Raw genomic sequence first — 15,094 nt, 5'->3', positions numbered from 1 at the left:
GCTCAATGCGCCCCACTCTCACGTCGAAGTTCGGCGACGATCCGCGCTGCGAGCTGCGCGCGTTGCTCACGTTGCTCCGGAGTTAATTCTACGGCTTGTCGCCACGCTGGATCTTCGTGTTCAGTCCATGCTTTCAGGAATTGGTGGTAGAGAGGATCTCTGATCGTTTGGTCAAAGCCGCGTCCCCGCAAGTCCTCCTTTAGGAGCCGCATTTCCTCCTCTTCCGCAGGCGTGAGTGCGGACTTCATCGCAAGGATACGTTGACGGTCGAGGTCTGCCTGTGTCTTTGGATCAAGCGTCGATCGCAGACGAAAGAGGTCGCTGGTCAGAATGGCCGCGACTCCCATTCCGCGCGGATCCTGATCGGGAAGCTCGGCAATGGCACGCCCGTGATCGTCTCGCCGAAATATTTGCACCTGTGCCCTCTCCAGGCCGGCGAAGACTAGCGGGTCATGTGTCGACATGACGATATGGCAGCTGTCCCGGCCGCGAATGAAGCGGTCCAAGAAAGTTAGATACTGGGTGCTCCAAGCCGGGTTGAGGTGGGTGTCGGGCTCGTCGAGTAGAAAGAGAGCTTCGTCGCGCGCGGTGAATTTCAGTAGACCGAGGACAAGGAGAAGTTGCTGCTCACCTTCGCTAAGATCGCGATAAGTAACCTCGCCACCGCCGGCGGCGGGCGTCATGCGAACGCGCGTTCGCACCTCACCTAATACCTTAGAGAGGTGTGTACTTTCAAGCGCGGTAAAAAATGCATACTGATTGCCGTAGGATTTATAGACCTCGGTCAGTGCTTCGGGTTGGGCTAGGAATAGGTACAGGTTCTCGACAGTGGGGTTTTTGGTGAGGTCAACGGCGATGCGCCGACCCATCCGGATCGGCAACATAGCCCTTTCGTAAAGACGGCTAAGAAATTCCTGAACCTCGCCGACGGCGTTCCAGAAACGTGGATCGCCGCCCTTGCGGTTCCATGGGGGGCGCTTGAGGGCGAACAGAACGCTATCGAGACCGTCAATCTGAAGCTGGTCGCGCAAAAAAGAACGGTCGTCATCCGATGCGATCGTCATTTCCATGAAGAACGCGATGAGTGCGAACTGACCGTGAAGAGTTTGCGCGTAAAATAGGCGTCGTAGACTGTTTGGATCAGCTAATTTCCTGCCTCGTTGAGCCGGGGCTTTGATAATCCAGCTATAATACCGCTCCCGGTGCTTCTCGAATATCGAGGCAAGCCTGTCACTCGGTCCGGAATAGTAGCCGAACACGAAAGCCGGCCGATAGATAGGGCGACCATCGGCATCTTCCGCCATGAAACGCTTGCGCGGTAGCTCGCTGTATTCTTGTTCTGAATGGTCCTTAGACCAGAACAGCGGATGTTGATCTGCCTGAGCGCGCACTTCGACGTCGTGATCGCGGCATCGGTATTTGATATGGTATGTGAACGGGGCTTCCTGATCCAGATCGAGATTGCGGAAGATCAGCGACAAGGCCTCGATCAAATTCGATTTACCCGCGCCGTTCTCGCCAACCAGCACGGTGTAAGAAGAGCTCTCGTCAAAATCAACCCGCAAGTCTCGGAGATTCTTGAATTCTCCGATGGTGACCTCGTCAAGGCGCATTAATCGCCTCCAACTCGGCATTTTCTATATCATGACCTATCTTGCGAATGGTCTGGCCAAGCTGCGTCCTCAGTGCGAGATAGAAGACTTCAACGTGCTCAGGCTGATCCCTATCGAAGCCTGCTTGGCTAAAAAGCTCAGGCAACGATAGAGGCCGACCGGCTTCGCGTAAGACCGCAGCCAGGTCCGAAGTTAAGGGAAGTTTCTGGCTCGGCGATGCTCGTTTGGTGGACATGGGAGTCTCTCCGCTTTCAACATCGGCTGGTCGGTATGTGGCCATGTCTCGCTGCGGTGGCCCAAGCCGCTCCAAGAGAGCTGTCGCTGGCTCGTCGGTGGGATCTTGGGGTGTAAGTTCTCCACCCACTGCTGCGGCGAGCAGCTCCTTCTCCATCTCGGGTAAGCGACTGAGCGATGTGTTGACCGCTTCAATCTGAAGCGCTGCACCGTCCAATCGGCTTCGGGCTTCATCTACAATACGCGCTTGCTCTTCGAGGGGCGGTAACGGGAACGGAAGAGCTGCGAAGCGCGAGGCTCCGAGGTGTTGAATACCGACTCCGCGAGCCGCCTGAGCGAAAATGCCAGATGCGCCGTAGTGCTGAAACACCAATAAAGCATACTCCGGCGTCACCGAGTGCGGCCTGAAGCGGATGACCGTATTTTGGAAGCAGCAGTTGTCAACTTCTCCCTTCCATAGTGCTGCCCGGCCAACCTGCGCTCCGCTTCCTGAGGCTTCGGTCAGGAGCACATCGTTGACCTGCAGCGCAAAAATTTCACGTTCCGCTGGGGTGAAATCCATTTCGAGCAGGTCGGTGAGATCTAGGCCGTGAGGCGTGATATTCGCGGCACGTACGTATTTTGTCGCGTGCCGGCCGGTGTGCTTGCCAGGCGAGCGTTGACGGCCGACCGTGACGTTGCCCACGTCGCCAACGTTCGCCCACCTCCAGTTGGACGGCAGCGGTCCCGCGGCCACTTCAATATCGTTCCCATCGCGTTCGGCATAGTTGAACAGGCTGGGTGGCTCTGCCTTCCGTCGGGGCTGCCGAGATGAAGTGCGCGATCGCTCCGGGCTCGCTTGCTCGTGGCTGCCAACCACCGATCTCTGCGGTGCGAGTTCGCCGGCAATAGCTGCCGCCATAGTCTCACGAACCTGCTCGTTGAGGTGGGCAAGAGCAGATTGCAGTCGATTTCTAGCCTCGCGGATCTCCGCGCGCCGCCGTTTAGTCACCTCTGCAATTCGGCGCTGCTCATTGAGAGGAGGCAGTGGGAACGCAAGCTCGGCGAAGCGAGAGGCACCCAAATGTTGTATTCCCACGCCACGTGCGACGCGTGCGAATACGCCTGACACACTAAAATGCTGGAATGCCACCATTGCATATTCGGGCAGAGCAAGGTGTGGTCTGAACCTAATGACCGTGTTTTGATAACAACAGTTTTCGATTTCGCCCCGCCAGAGGCCGGCTCGTCCGACCTGTGCAGCGCTTCCCGACGCCTCAGTCAGAAGAACGTCGCCGACGCGCAGCGCAAAGGTCGCACGTTCCGCAGCGGTGAAATCCATCTCTAGCAGATCTTTGAGATCGATGCCTTCGGGCGTGATGTTCGCGGCGCGCAAATATTTGGTTGCGTTCCGACCAGTGTGCTTGTCGGGTGAGCGCTGACGGCCAAGACGGACGGACCCCGCTTGATCGACGCGGACCATCAGCCATCCATTTGGCACTTCGCTGGCTTTCGGCACTAATCCTCGTCCACTCTTCCCAACGGGGTTCTATTCCGGCCTCGCTGGTGACCTCGCCGCGGGTTATAGCCAGACCCACAGGTGTCACCGGGGGAGCCTCCTTGCTACGTCCGGCTCCTAGCCGTACATTAATCGCTCTACAAGGATGAAGGCAATGGCTCGCCGGACTGCAGGAGTGAAAAGGCTGTCCCCCACACGAAGTGAGCGGCTGGAGGCCCGGATTTCTGCCGAGCAGAAGGACCTGTTCCTACGTGCGGCCGAGTTGCAAGGTCGCACGCTGACGGACTTTGTGATCGGCAGCGTCCACGATGCCGCTGTCCGTACTATTGAAGACATGCGGATGATTCGACTTACGGCGGAGGAAAGCCGCGCATTTGCCGAGGCTATCCTGCGGCCGCGAGAGCCATCGGCGCGTTTCAAAGCGGCTGCGCAACGCCACATTCGAAATCTGGATCACTAAGCTGTCCGACCGCAACCTCCGTGTCGATCCACTCAGCACCATCCATGATCGCTCGCGGTTTGATAGTCGCGTTGAATCGCTTGATCGATATCTTAAGGCTCACTCTGGTCACGGTGATCGGACACACTTAGCTTCCTGCTTCGTGCTATCCCGAGAGAGGCAGAAAGTTATTGGGTTTTATACCCTCGAGGCGACCTCTGTTTCTCTGGTGGATCTGCCCTTACCGATGGCCAAAAAGATTCCGGGCCATCCCTTGGTGCCTGCAATCTTGATGGCGCGTCTTGCCGTAGACTACAGCGTGCGTGGATGCGGCTTGGGAAGATTCATGTTGATAGATGCGCTCAGCCGAGCGCTGCTCAGCCAAAAATGCACTTATGCTTTGATAGTTGAGGCCAACAAAGATGCCTCAAGGAACTTTTACGAGGTGCATAATTTTCGGCGACTAGTGTCGTCTGGACGACAGCTTTTCCTGCCCCTGGCGGAGATCGCTAAACTGTTCACTTAGGCTGTGCAGCAGCGCCATCGTACGTGGGGGGCGGGAACGGTACGCAAACAGTCGCGTTGCTCGGCGTCATTCTCACCTACGCCGTCGAAGCCGGGATCATCGTGTCAAATCCAGCGCACTAGATTAGCAAACCGCAACCGCCGTTTGACCGAAGTCGAGTATCGCATTCTGGGTAGAATCTTACGTAAGGCCGCCTGGATGAGAGATACGGCGCCATGGCCGACGACGATTGCGATACTTGTCCACAGCACTCGGCAACGGGCCAGCTCGATTTCGCTGCGTGAGAGTGGCCATTCTCTAACCCTCTCCACCAGCTTCTGTCGGAACAGGCCCGATGGCCGGATCAACAAGAGCAGCAGCGCCACGACGTAGGCCGCCAGATCCTCAATAATCTCTTCGAACGTTCTCTCCTGAGTGGCCCAGTACGCTTTCCTCTTCCAGCGAAGCAAGATAGGCCTGCCCCTCTTCCGTTATGATCCACTCGCCGGACTCACGCGCGACCAGCTTCTGTCCGGAAATATCGAGATCTCGCGCCCCGCTTTGCCAATCGCCTCATACGAGCCGTCCACTCCGGACCGCTGGTGTAGAGCACCGCTAGTGGTCTGATTCATTCGGACGATTCCCAAATCGACCGAAGCAGTTCAAGCTCTGGGCATGAGAGCAGGAACTGTCGTAAAGGTCACCCGGGCGGACCGCCATCGGCTTGAGGCGATCGTCTCGGATCGCAGCGCACCTCAGAAGCATGTGTGGCGGGCCAACATCATTCTTGCCACTGCCGACGGCTGTGGCACCGCCGAGATCATGCGCCGCTCGGGCAAATCCAAGCCCGTGGTGTGGAGATGGCAGGCCCGGTTCATGGCGGAGGGTGTCGAAGGGCTAACGCGCGACAAGACGCGAAAGCCCGTCAAACCACCGCTGCCGACGGGCACCGTGCAGAGAGTGGTCGACCTGGCGCTCGGGCCGCCGCCGGGAGAAACAACCCACTGGACCGGCCGGATGCTGGCGAAAGCCGCAGGGGTGAGCCTGCGTTCGGTGCAGCGTATCCTCGAAGCCCACCAACTCGCGCCGCATCGCATCCGTACGTTCAAGCTGTCGAACGACCCGAAGTTCGCCGAGAAACTCAAGGACGTCGTCGGCCTCTATGTCGATCCTCCCGCCCATGCGGTCGTCCTCTCAGTCGACGAAAAGAGCCAGATTCAGACGCTCGACCGCACCCAGCCAGGGTTGCCGATGAAGCCGGGCCGTGCCGGCACGATGACCCACGACTACAAACGTCACGGCACCACCACGCTGTTCGCTGCCCTCAACATCCTCGACGGCACCGTCATCGGCCGCAAATGCAGCGTCATCGCCACCAGGAGTTCATTCGCTTCCTCAACACGATCGAGGAGCAGGTCCCGGCAGGGAAAGTAATCCACGCCATCGTCGACAACTATGCGACCCACAAGCATCCGAGGGTACGCCAATGGCTGGCTCGGCATCCCCGCTGGACGTTCCACTTCACCCCGACCTCTGCATCCTGGCTCAATGCGGTCGAAGGCTTCTTCGCCAAGCTCACGCGCCGTCGCCTCAAGCGAGGCGTGTTCCGATCCGTCGTTGACCTGCAAGTCGCCATCAACCGCTTCGTCGCCGAGACAAACGCCGATCCCAAACCCTTCGTATGGACCGCCGATCCAAAGCGCGTCCTCGCCGCTGTCAAACGCGGGAAACAAGCGTTAGAGTCGCTCCACTAGGTAATCCTTCAGGACACCGAGAGTGGCTCGACCATCCGGTTGGCCGGCGAGAATTTTAAGTATTGAGAGCTGAAAACGAAATAACATGAACGTCGCACATCGGCACAAGCCGGACCCCGCGCTCGGCTTTCAAAACAAAAAACCCGATTAATGCTATTGTGCGGATCGTCCCGCAATTCGGCGCAAGCTTATCCCGAATCGCATGCTGGGGAAGTGCCCCAAACGCTAGCTCACGTCCAGTCCTTTCGACGCACTACAAACTACAAATTTTGTTCTATCCCACGCGTCTAGTTCACCCACTGGGTATAAGACGGCTTTGCCGATCTTGACGCATGCGGTCCGATTCGCATTGCGCGTCAATTCCGCAGCGTGCCCACTGTGACCTCGCCACGGTACCGTGCAAACACTTCCTCGGGGGTAAGGGATTTGGCGTCCGACATTTGCATTCTCCATCACTCCGGCGCCGGAGACGTCACGGTCGAGATGGCTGAGATGTTGACAGCCAGAATGACGGAAGAGAACGGGATCCTCGATGGCCCCGCGTAGCTCGCGTCAAACGCGGACGAGTTAGCGCGCCGACTTTCGTTGATAGTCGCAGGATGGCGTGACGGATCGTAGTAAAAATACTTGCGCCTCTAGGCCGCAGGTACACGAGGTATCGATGGCTGCGGGCAGCCTCCATGCCGGACCTGAAAACAAAAAGAAATCCGAATGCTATCGAGCCAGCCGCTCCAAATCTGGTCGGCGTTCACGATTTTGCCCGGAGAAAAACACTCCTACTACCTACCTTAACTTCGGGTCCGTCTCATCTAGATTCAGCTTGAGCTTGTCTTGGTATGCGCCAATCCGCTTTTTTGCTCGCTTAATGACATCGCCGAAGTGAAGCAGCTCAAAATAGGTCTCGCCCAATGGCTGCCGAGTACGAGGGTCCAAAAGGGGGCTCGATTGAAACCATCCCAGGCCGACTGAAAACGGAGTCCGAGTTCCGCTCAATCGCAACGAATTGACAGTGTCGCCGATGAGATATCCGTAAAATTTCCTTAGCCGCCCCTGACTTGGCCGCAAGTAAATGCGCGTACTCTGAAAGGTCGCCGACATGTTCGTCCATCGATACTCCCGGCGCCTTGAACTCGACGATAATGGCGGAGCCCTCTTTACTGAATAGAGCAATGTCTGGCCGCTTGCCGCCATTGTCGTCTGCGCGCTTGGCAAGCAGCTTTTGAAATTCCTGATCGATGTCATTTTCGAAAACACTTTCGCTGTCATTCCAACGGATGCTCGCTAACGGAACGTCTGACGCGATGTAATCGTAGTAATGGTATTCCTCACTCAGAAGCCAAATGTCGTGATCAGCGACCTCATCCTCGTGCTTGCGGATCAGGAACGAGTCGATCGCGTTTGAGATCAGTTCCTCGAAAACAACATACGGGTTCGAGCTAATCTTCGTATTCTTGATGCTGCCCCTGATATCGAGCGTCATTCTCGTTTCAATCGCTGACGTGGTGATTTCTGAAGGATCGTTCTGACGGTGTGCGGGACATCAAGTCAAGCTGCCGTATGGAAATGGTGGTAGTACCCGCAAGCTGAGACCCAATTTTCCGTTCGCCTCGTTTGCGGTGCACTAAACTTTCCGAGCAGATCCATCGGGTTACGCGACCTGGTGCTCCGAAGACATTCTGGATGCCGGGGGGGGAAGACCCTTGAGGGGAAAGCCTTCCCCTGCGCCCGAGCCTTTGGTCTCGGCCGACCCCTTCTGCGGGGAGACCCCGCAATGCCCCCATTAGAGTGAGAGGGCGGCCGGGCTTCGCTGTGACGGGTTGAAGAACGGAGGAGAGGCCTCCGGCGCCTGTCATGGAGATGACCCATGACCCAAGTCGAAGTTCTGAGCGCTGGCCGCGACCGCATCGGCGGCTATAAGGTGGACGTGACCCGCGGCGAGCGCGTCGGCCGAGTATCGTCGGAATGGTTCTCGCGGCCAGCGGACGAGCGCTATCTCTCCCTGTCGGACCTTTATGCCGCGGTGCGTAGACGGACCGAGCGTAGCCGGACCCGAACGGTCGAGAGCGCTGCGATACGGGTTGAGGCCGGCCGCGACGATGCCGAGCGCCTGGCTCTGCTGCTGCCCGGCTCCGTTGGATCGGCGAGCACGCTCCAGCTCGCTTGCCAGTCGCATCAACCAGCGCGCTTCCCGTTTCAGCCTCGCCGGCGCCTCGCACCGTGCGCGGCTATCTCGCCCGGCCGGCCGCCCAGCCGGCCAAGGCGTCGGTTGCCGACCCCGAAGCGGTTGATCTTGTCTACGAGACGATCGATTGGACGCCGCCCGAGGGCGCGCGCCTCAGCGATGCCATCTACGAAGAATACCGGCTCCAATCGATCTGGATCCCCGGCGCGCAGGCGCACCCGACCAAGCTGGTGCAGTCGGCCGCGATGGCCTCGGTCGCGCCGCCGAAGCCGAGCTACAGGCCCCGGCTGCCGGCCAACCTCGTCAGCGGCGGCGTCCTCTCAGATGCCCAGCTTGAGACGGTCATCTATGCCGGCGAGGCGCATGGTAACTATCTCGCCGGCGCCTGGACGGTTGACGAGACCTTCGATCTCGTCACGGCCGCCCGCGACGACGCACCGAACGCCGTCCATTTCCGTCGAGGCTTCATGCTCGGCGATGGGACCGGCGCCGGCAAGGGGCGTCAGTCCGCCGGCATCATTCTCGACAACTGGCTGCAGGGCCGGCGCAAGGCGGTCTGGATATCGAAGTCCGACAAGCTGCTCGAGGACGCGCAGCGCGACTGGTCGGCGCTCGGCATGGAGCGCCTGCTCGTCACGCCGCTCTCGCGCTTCCCTCAAGGGCGCGAGATCCGGTTGGCCGAAGGCGTCCTATTTTTAACCTACGCTACGCTGCGGTCCGACGACCGCGGCGAGAAGCTTTCGCGCGTCCGGCAGATTGTTCAATGGTTGGGCTCCGACTTCAACGGCGTCATCATTTTCGACGAGAGCCATGCCATGCAGAATGCCGGTGGCGGCAAGGGCGAGCGGGGCGATGCCGCGCCCTCGCAGCAGGGGCGTGCGGGCTTGCGCCTTCAGCATGCGTTGCCCAATGCCCGCGTCGTTTATGTCTCGGCGACCGGCGCCACCACGGTCCATAATCTCGCCTACGCCCAGCGCCTTGGGCTCTGGGGCGGCGAGGATTTTCCGTTCGCCACGCGCGCCGAGTTCGTCGAGGCGATCGAGGAGGGCGGCGTCGCGGCGATGGAGGTGCTCTCCCGCGACCTTCGCTCACTCGGCCTCTACACCGCCCGCTCGCTTTCCTACGACGGCGTCGAATACGAGCTCGTCGAGCACCAGCTCACCGACGAGCAGCGGCGCATCTACGACGCCTACGCCGGTGCCTTCAGCGTCATCCACAATCACCTCGACGCGGCGATGCAGGCCACCAACATCACCGGCGAGACTGGCACGCTCAATCGTCAGGCGAAGTCGGCCGCGCGCTCAGCCTTCGAGTCCGCCAAGCAGCGCTTCTTCGGCCATCTGCTCACCAGCATGAAGACGCCGACCCTGGTCCGCTCGATCGAGCGGGATCTGGCCGAGGGCCATGCCGCCGTCATCCAGATCGTGTCGACTGGCGAGGCGCTGATGGAGCGGCGGCTCGCCGAAATCCCGACCGAGGAATGGAACGACGTGCGCGTGGACATCACGCCGCGCGAGTACGTGCTGGACTACCTCGCCCATTCCTTCCCGGTGCAGCTCTATGAGCCCTTTACCGACGCCGACGGCAATCTCTCGTCCCGGCCCGTCTTCCGCGACGGCCAGCCGGTCGAGAGCCGCGATGCCGTCGCCCGCCGCAATGAGCTGATCGAGCGGCTCGCTTCGCTTCCGCCTGTTCCCGGCGCGCTCGACCAGATCGTGCAGCGTTTCGGCACGGACCTCGTGGCGGAAGTGACCGGCCGATCGCGGCGCGTGGTGCGCAAGGGTGGCCGCCTTGCCGTCGAGAACCGTGCCGCCTCCGCCAATCTCGCAGAGACCGCCGCCTTTATGGATGACAAAAAGCGCGTGCTTGTCTTCTCGGACGCCGGCGGCACCGGGCGCAGCTATCACGCCGAGTTGTCGGCGCGGAATCGGCGGCTGCGCGTACACTATCTGCTCGAACCCGGCTGGAAGGCCGACGCCGCCATCCAGGGTCTCGGTCGAACGAACCGCACCAACCAGGCGCAGCCACCGCTCTTCCGCCCGATCGCGACCGACGTGAAGGCCGAAAAGCGCTTCCTCTCGACCATCGCTCGCCGCCTCGACACGCTGGGGGCGATCACGCGCGGCCAGCGCCAGACCGGCGGCCAGGGTCTGTTCCGACCTGAGGACAATCTGGAAAGCCACTATGCCCGAGACGCGCTGCGCCAGCTCTATCTGCTGCTCGTGCGCGGCAAGGTCGATGGCTGCTCGCTCCAGATGTTCGAGGACGCCACGGGCTTGAAGCTCATGGACGCGAACGGCATCAGGGACGACCTGCCGCCAATCACGACGTTCCTGAACCGCCTGCTCGCGCTCACCATCGACCTGCAAGGTGTGCTGTTCACGACCTTCGAGCAGTTGCTCAACGCCAGGGTCGAGGGCGCCATCGCCAGTGGCGTCTACGATGTTGGCCTCGAGACACTGCAGGCCGAGAGCTTCGTCGTCACCGACCGCCGTTCGATCTACACGCATCCTGCGACCGGCGCGGAAACCCGGCTGCTCACGATCACCGAACGCCGGCACAATCGCCCCGTGACGCTGGATCAAGCGCTCGATTATCTCGCCGACCCGCGCGCGGTGCTGCTGGTCAACGAGCGCTCGGGCCGCGCCGCGGTGCAAATTCCGGCGCCGAGCCTTATGCTCGATCACGGCGAGATCGAACGCCGCGTGCGGCTGGTCCGGCCCATGGAACACCATCATGCTTCGCTGAAGATGATGGACGAGAGCCACTGGCAGCCGGTGGAGCGCGAGGTTTTCGCCGCAGCATGGAACGGCGAAGTCGCCGACGTGCCAGAGTTCGCCGAGAGCACCCTCAACATCGTCGCCGGCCTGCTGTTGCCGATCTGGAAGCGGCTTCCAAACGAGTCGACCCGGGTTTATCGGCTTCAGACCGACGATGGCGAACGGATCATCGGCCGCAGGGTCTCGCCGGCGTGGGCGGCGAATGCGTCGGTGACCGGGGCCACCAACTTGACTCCGGACGCGGCCTTTGCGGCGCTGATGGAGCGGCGGACCGTCCTCGATTTGGCCGAGAGCCTGCAGCTCCGTCGCGTCCGCGTGATGGGCGCCCACCGCATCGAGCTATCCGGTTTCACGGACACGATGCGTGACCGGCTGCGCGCCTACGGCTTCTTCAGCGAGATCATCTCGTGGAAGCTGCGCATGTTCGTGCCATCAGATGCGACCGGCGCCGCCGTGTTGGCGAAGGTGCTCGACCGCTATCCGATCGCGCACATCGGCGAGCGGGAGGCCGCCTGATGGGCCGTTACGACGCTGCCGAGCTGGCCCGCCGTCTCGCGCGTGACGCCGAGGCGGTGTGCCGCCACTATCTCTCCGCAGGACGACGACAAGGCGGCTACTGGCTTGTCGGCGATGTGCGCAACAGCCCCGGCCGCTCGATGTTCGTGCGGCTCAAGGAGTCTGCAAAGGGACGAGCTGGCAAGTTTACTGACGCCGCGACCGGCGAGCATGGTGATCTGCTCGACGTGATCCGAGAAAGCTGCGGCCTGGTCGACTTCAAGGACGTCGCCGACGAAGCCCGCTCCTTCCTCAGCATGCCGCGTCCCGAACCGGAGCCCGAGGTGAACCGCGCCCGGTCCCCGAAATCGACCGTACCAACGGGATCGCCCGAGGCCGCACGACGACTCGTCGCCATGTCGAATCCGATCGGGCGCACACTCGTGGAAACGTACCTCCGCAATCGCGGCATTACGGCTTTGCACGACACGGCAAGCCTGCGCTTTCACCCGCGCTGCTACTATCGACCCGACGACCATAGCCTGACCGAGACCTGGCCGGCGATGATCGCCGCCGTCACCGATCTCTCCGGCCATCTGACCGGCGCGCATCGCACCTGGCTCGACCCGGACGGCTTCAGCGAGACAACGCTTGGCAAGGCGCCGATCGACACGCCGAGACGGGCGATGGGCAATCTCCTCGGTCACGCTGTTCGATTTGGCGTAGCAGGCGAGGTTATGGCGGCCGGCGAGGGCATCGAGACGATGCTCTCGCTCAGGTGCGTCTTGCCGACCATGCCAATGCTCGCGGCGCTCTCGGCCGCGCATCTTGCCGCCATGCTCTTCCCGAACACGCTCCGCCGGCTCTACATCGCCCGCGACGACGATCCTGCCGGTGACGGCGCCATGGCGACCTTGATCGACCGTACGCAGGAGGCCGGGATCGAGGCGATCGTGATCTCGCCACGGCTTGGCGATTTCAATGAGGATCTACGACTGCTCGGGATCGATGCGCTTCGGGCTGCAAGCCGCGTGCAGATCGCGGCCCAGGATGTCGCCCGCTTCATGAAGCTGGCGGCATAGCCGGAAACGGGATGAGAGCGCGGTGCAGCCCGTCCTCACCGCGAGTCCGGTTGTTCTGGTCCCCTCAGCATCGGAGAGGGCCACACCCACGGCCCTTCAAGAGGGCGATCGGGCGGCAAACGGCCCGGACCGGCAACCTCGGGATCCGACTATTTTCCGTCGGCGGCGGAGCCGCCTTTACATCGCGAGGCAAAATAGTCGGCCTCCTTCGGTCCTCCGCTCCGCTTCGGCCCTTCGCTTCGCTGCGGGTGCAAGTCCGTTCCGCCCGCCGCCTTCGTCGCCATGAAGGCCGCGATGGGCGCGGCCAATCCGACGAAGGAAAGCCGCAATGACCACCGACCACGACGACGATTTCGAGCCGCAGCAAAACTCATCCCCAACCGACCAGGTTCTCCAGGAACTCCAACTCCATGGCTACCGGCCTTTCCAGGACGAGCCCGATCCCCGGCCGCTTCCCGAAGCACAAATCCTCGTCGGCAGCATCTCCGATATCTTCGACGCCCTCTTGCTGGCGTTGTCCGACACCCGCCTTGAACCCGACCTCGAGGACCTGCTCTGGTCGACGGTGAACGTCTTCCACCGTGCCATCGACCGGATCGAGCGCGAACTCGACGACAACGAGCTGGCGCAGCAGCGGTCGCAGCGCGAGCAGGACGGCAGCGAGATCAAATCCGTCGAGCTGGAGCGACTGACGGCAGAAGGGCAGACGCTGATCGAGCGACGAGGCGCCTTCGAGCTGATGCGCGACCAGGCCGCCGACGAGTTCGAATGCCACACCCACTCGAGCTGGCGGCCGCGCAACGGGTCGAAGGTCAACCACCGTAATCTGACATCCGCAATGATTGACAGCCGCGATTTCCTGGCTGCAAAGAAGCGCGCCGACAGCCAGGTGCTTATGCCCGCAGGGCCAAAGGTGGCACTCACCGGTGGACTGGACTTCAACGACCACCGGCTGATCTGGGCCAAGCTCGACCAAGCGCACGCCAAACATCCGGATATGGCCCTGCTGCACGGCGGATCGCCCAAGGGCGCCGAACTGATCGCCGCCAAGTGGGCCGACAACCGCAAGGTCCCGCAGATCGCCTTCAAGCCCGACTGGACGAAGCACGCCAAGGCCGCGCCGTTCAAGCGCAACGATGCAATGCTGCTTGAACTGCCGATCGGGGTCATGCACTTCCCGGGCACGGGCATTCAGGACAATCTTGCCGACAAAGCGAAGACACTTGGAATCCCGGTTTGGAAGTTCGGGCGAAGCGGGCAGGGCTCAAGTTGAGCGCCACAGGGCATTGCGCCGTTCAAACCTGCTCCTGCGACCAGAGTTCCGTGCCGTCGCATATCTGCTCTGCTCGTCACACGCCGGACGTCGCAGGACGAGGCGTTGTGTTCGTGATATCCGAGCGGCGCCTCGGCGATGGGACAGGTGGACATGGAACGGGAACTACGAGCGGCTGTCGAGCGAGCTATTTCCGCCTACGTTGCCGCCCGCGCTCGACGTCTCTCGGCCTCGTAGTGACCGTGAGGGGCTGAATTGCCTGACGGCACCAAGCGCCTTCTTGGCGCCTTCGCCCCTGCCGTCGGGCGTGAGCTGGCTACAACACCGGCCGATTGTACCGCGCCGGTGTTGCCCTGTCCCATTTGCACCGACAGACCGGGCTTACGAATCTTGCGCCGAACAGGGAGTTTCTGAGCGAGGCAAGAGACAAGGAAACACTCGCGATGATCGCCGAGAGATGCCCACGTGTTGCAGACGAAATCAGCAAATCACTGGATGCTTGGGTGCAAACGAGTCGATTGGCCCAACGGGCTTGTCATGGCGATGTCAGGCCGATGTACATGCGGATCGAGGACGAGCGTGTCACATTTTTCGATTTCGATGATTGTGGCCGCGGCCCTCAATGGCTCGACGTGGCGGCCAGCTGGTCAGGAAGACGGGAAGGACCTTGGCCTTAACCTTTTTCGAAGCTCTGATCGCGGCCGTGCCCTGCAAGATCCACACACGGTGCTCACCGACAATGGGATCCAGGTTCGCCTTCCCGCCACGCTGTGCGGACGGCCAGACGGCAAGCTATGTGACGCATAAGTTCGATATGCGATTCCAGGAAAACGCGATCGAAGATCGCCTGACCAAGGTTAAGCATCCCTGGACCAATGCCCAGGTCGAGCGCATGAACCGCACGATCAAGGGACGCGGCCGTCCAACGCTACCATTACGATGACACGTTCAGCTCGAAACTCATCTTGCCGACTTCATCACCGCCGACAACCACGATCGACGGCTGAAGACCCTGAAGGGCCTCACACCCTACGAATACATCTGCAAATGGACTTCCCAGCCACAACGATTCAAGCTCGACCCGCTCCAGCAAATGCCGGGACTAAACACCTCGGTCCAACCAAAATGGCGCAATCGTAAATTGCGCGCGCAGATTCCATGCTGAACGGGATGATCCAGGATGCCGTTGTAGGCAGCCATAGCAATTATCGGATCTTCGCACGCTCGACGTTTGATTCT

The 15,094-nt window shown here is 61.0% G+C and carries 7 protein-coding genes and 6 pseudogenes; 9 read left to right on the top strand and 4 right to left on the bottom strand.

Annotated features, from left to right (window positions below; all coding sequences use genetic code 11):
- Nucleotides 1-2: 2 nt before the first annotated feature.
- Nucleotides 3-1,613, bottom strand: coding sequence for an AAA family ATPase (locus IVB54_RS36040; protein WP_018457256.1), 1,611 nt, complete (start codon nt 1,611-1,613; stop codon nt 3-5).
- Complete coding sequence (locus tag IVB54_RS36035; protein WP_157643006.1) at nt 1,603-3,345, bottom strand: restriction endonuclease subunit S; 1,743 nt, start codon at nt 3,343-3,345, stop codon at nt 1,603-1,605. The genes IVB54_RS36040 and IVB54_RS36035 overlap by 11 nt, the downstream gene beginning before the upstream one ends.
- 154 nt (nt 3,346-3,499) lie before the next feature.
- On the opposite strand from IVB54_RS36035, the gene IVB54_RS36030 reads away from it, so the two are divergent.
- The 4 genes and pseudogenes from IVB54_RS36030 to IVB54_RS36015 all read left to right on the top strand — a co-directional run bounded on the left by IVB54_RS36030 (nt 3,500) and on the right by IVB54_RS36015 (nt 6,043).
- Nucleotides 3,500-3,805: a DUF1778 domain-containing protein gene (locus IVB54_RS36030; RefSeq protein ID WP_157643005.1), complete on the top strand. Its 306-nt coding sequence runs from the start codon at nt 3,500-3,502 to the stop codon at nt 3,803-3,805.
- Complete coding sequence (locus tag IVB54_RS41550; protein WP_083926471.1) at nt 3,720-4,310, top strand: GNAT family N-acetyltransferase; 591 nt, start codon at nt 3,720-3,722, stop codon at nt 4,308-4,310. Before IVB54_RS36030 ends, IVB54_RS41550 begins: the two co-directional genes overlap by 86 nt.
- Before the next feature lie 17 nt (nt 4,311-4,327).
- A pseudogene (locus IVB54_RS36020) lies at nt 4,328-4,505 on the top strand (integrase); the annotation flags it as partial.
- Nucleotides 4,506-4,964: 459 nt separating this feature from the next.
- Nucleotides 4,965-6,043, top strand: a pseudogene (locus IVB54_RS36015) (IS630 family transposase).
- A 225-nt stretch (nt 6,044-6,268) separates the two neighbouring features.
- Here the strand turns inward: IVB54_RS36015 and IVB54_RS36010 are convergent.
- Both IVB54_RS36010 and IVB54_RS36005 read right to left on the bottom strand, forming a co-directional pair.
- A pseudogene (locus IVB54_RS36010) lies at nt 6,269-6,483 on the bottom strand (DNA-binding protein).
- Nucleotides 6,484-6,932: 449 nt separating this feature from the next.
- On the bottom strand, nt 6,933-7,523 hold the full coding sequence (locus tag IVB54_RS36005) for a hypothetical protein (protein WP_018457251.1): 591 nt from the start codon (nt 7,521-7,523) through the stop codon (nt 6,933-6,935).
- A gap of 384 nt (nt 7,524-7,907) precedes the next feature.
- On the opposite strand from IVB54_RS36005, the pseudogene IVB54_RS36000 reads away from it, so the two are divergent.
- From IVB54_RS36000 to IVB54_RS35980, 5 genes and pseudogenes are all read left to right on the top strand, one after another.
- Nucleotides 7,908-8,174, top strand: a pseudogene (locus IVB54_RS36000) (DUF932 domain-containing protein); the annotation flags it as partial.
- A gap of 20 nt (nt 8,175-8,194) precedes the next feature.
- Nucleotides 8,195-11,521 (top strand): annotated as a pseudogene (locus IVB54_RS35995) (strawberry notch family protein); the annotation flags it as partial.
- On the top strand, nt 11,521-12,582 hold the full coding sequence (locus IVB54_RS35990) for a toprim domain-containing protein (protein WP_018457249.1): 1,062 nt from the start codon (nt 11,521-11,523) through the stop codon (nt 12,580-12,582). The pseudogene IVB54_RS35995 and the gene IVB54_RS35990, both read left to right, overlap by 1 nt.
- 328 nt (nt 12,583-12,910) lie before the next feature.
- The gene (locus tag IVB54_RS35985; RefSeq protein ID WP_018457247.1) at nt 12,911-13,855 is read left to right on the top strand and encodes a DUF2493 domain-containing protein; all 945 of its coding nucleotides are present in this window, start codon (nt 12,911-12,913) and stop codon (nt 13,853-13,855) included.
- 826 nt (nt 13,856-14,681) lie between these two features.
- Nucleotides 14,682-15,020, top strand: a pseudogene (locus IVB54_RS35980) (integrase core domain-containing protein); the annotation flags it as partial.
- Nucleotides 15,021-15,094 lie beyond the last annotated feature (74 nt).

The sequence above is a fragment of the Bradyrhizobium sp. CW1 genome (assembly GCF_023100665.1).
Classification (GTDB): Bacteria; Pseudomonadota; Alphaproteobacteria; order Rhizobiales; family Xanthobacteraceae; genus Bradyrhizobium; species Bradyrhizobium canariense_D.
Note: the sequence above shows the minus strand (reverse complement) of the source record. Positions and strands in the feature narration are given on the sequence as shown.

Excerpts from the sequence above, each read along its gene's own strand:
- IVB54_RS36040 (WP_018457256.1), bottom strand. The coding sequence starts at position 1,613 with ATGCGCCTTGACGAGGTCACCATCGGAGAATTCAAGAATCTCCGAGAC.
- IVB54_RS36030 (WP_157643005.1), top strand. The coding sequence starts at position 3,500 with ATGGCTCGCCGGACTGCAGGAGTGAAAAGGCTGTCCCCCACACGAAGT.
- IVB54_RS36005 (WP_018457251.1), bottom strand. The coding sequence starts at position 7,523 with ATGACGCTCGATATCAGGGGCAGCATCAAGAATACGAAGATTAGCTCG.
- IVB54_RS35990 (WP_018457249.1), top strand. The coding sequence starts at position 11,521 with ATGGGCCGTTACGACGCTGCCGAGCTGGCCCGCCGTCTCGCGCGTGAC.
- IVB54_RS35985 (WP_018457247.1), top strand. The coding sequence starts at position 12,911 with ATGACCACCGACCACGACGACGATTTCGAGCCGCAGCAAAACTCATCC.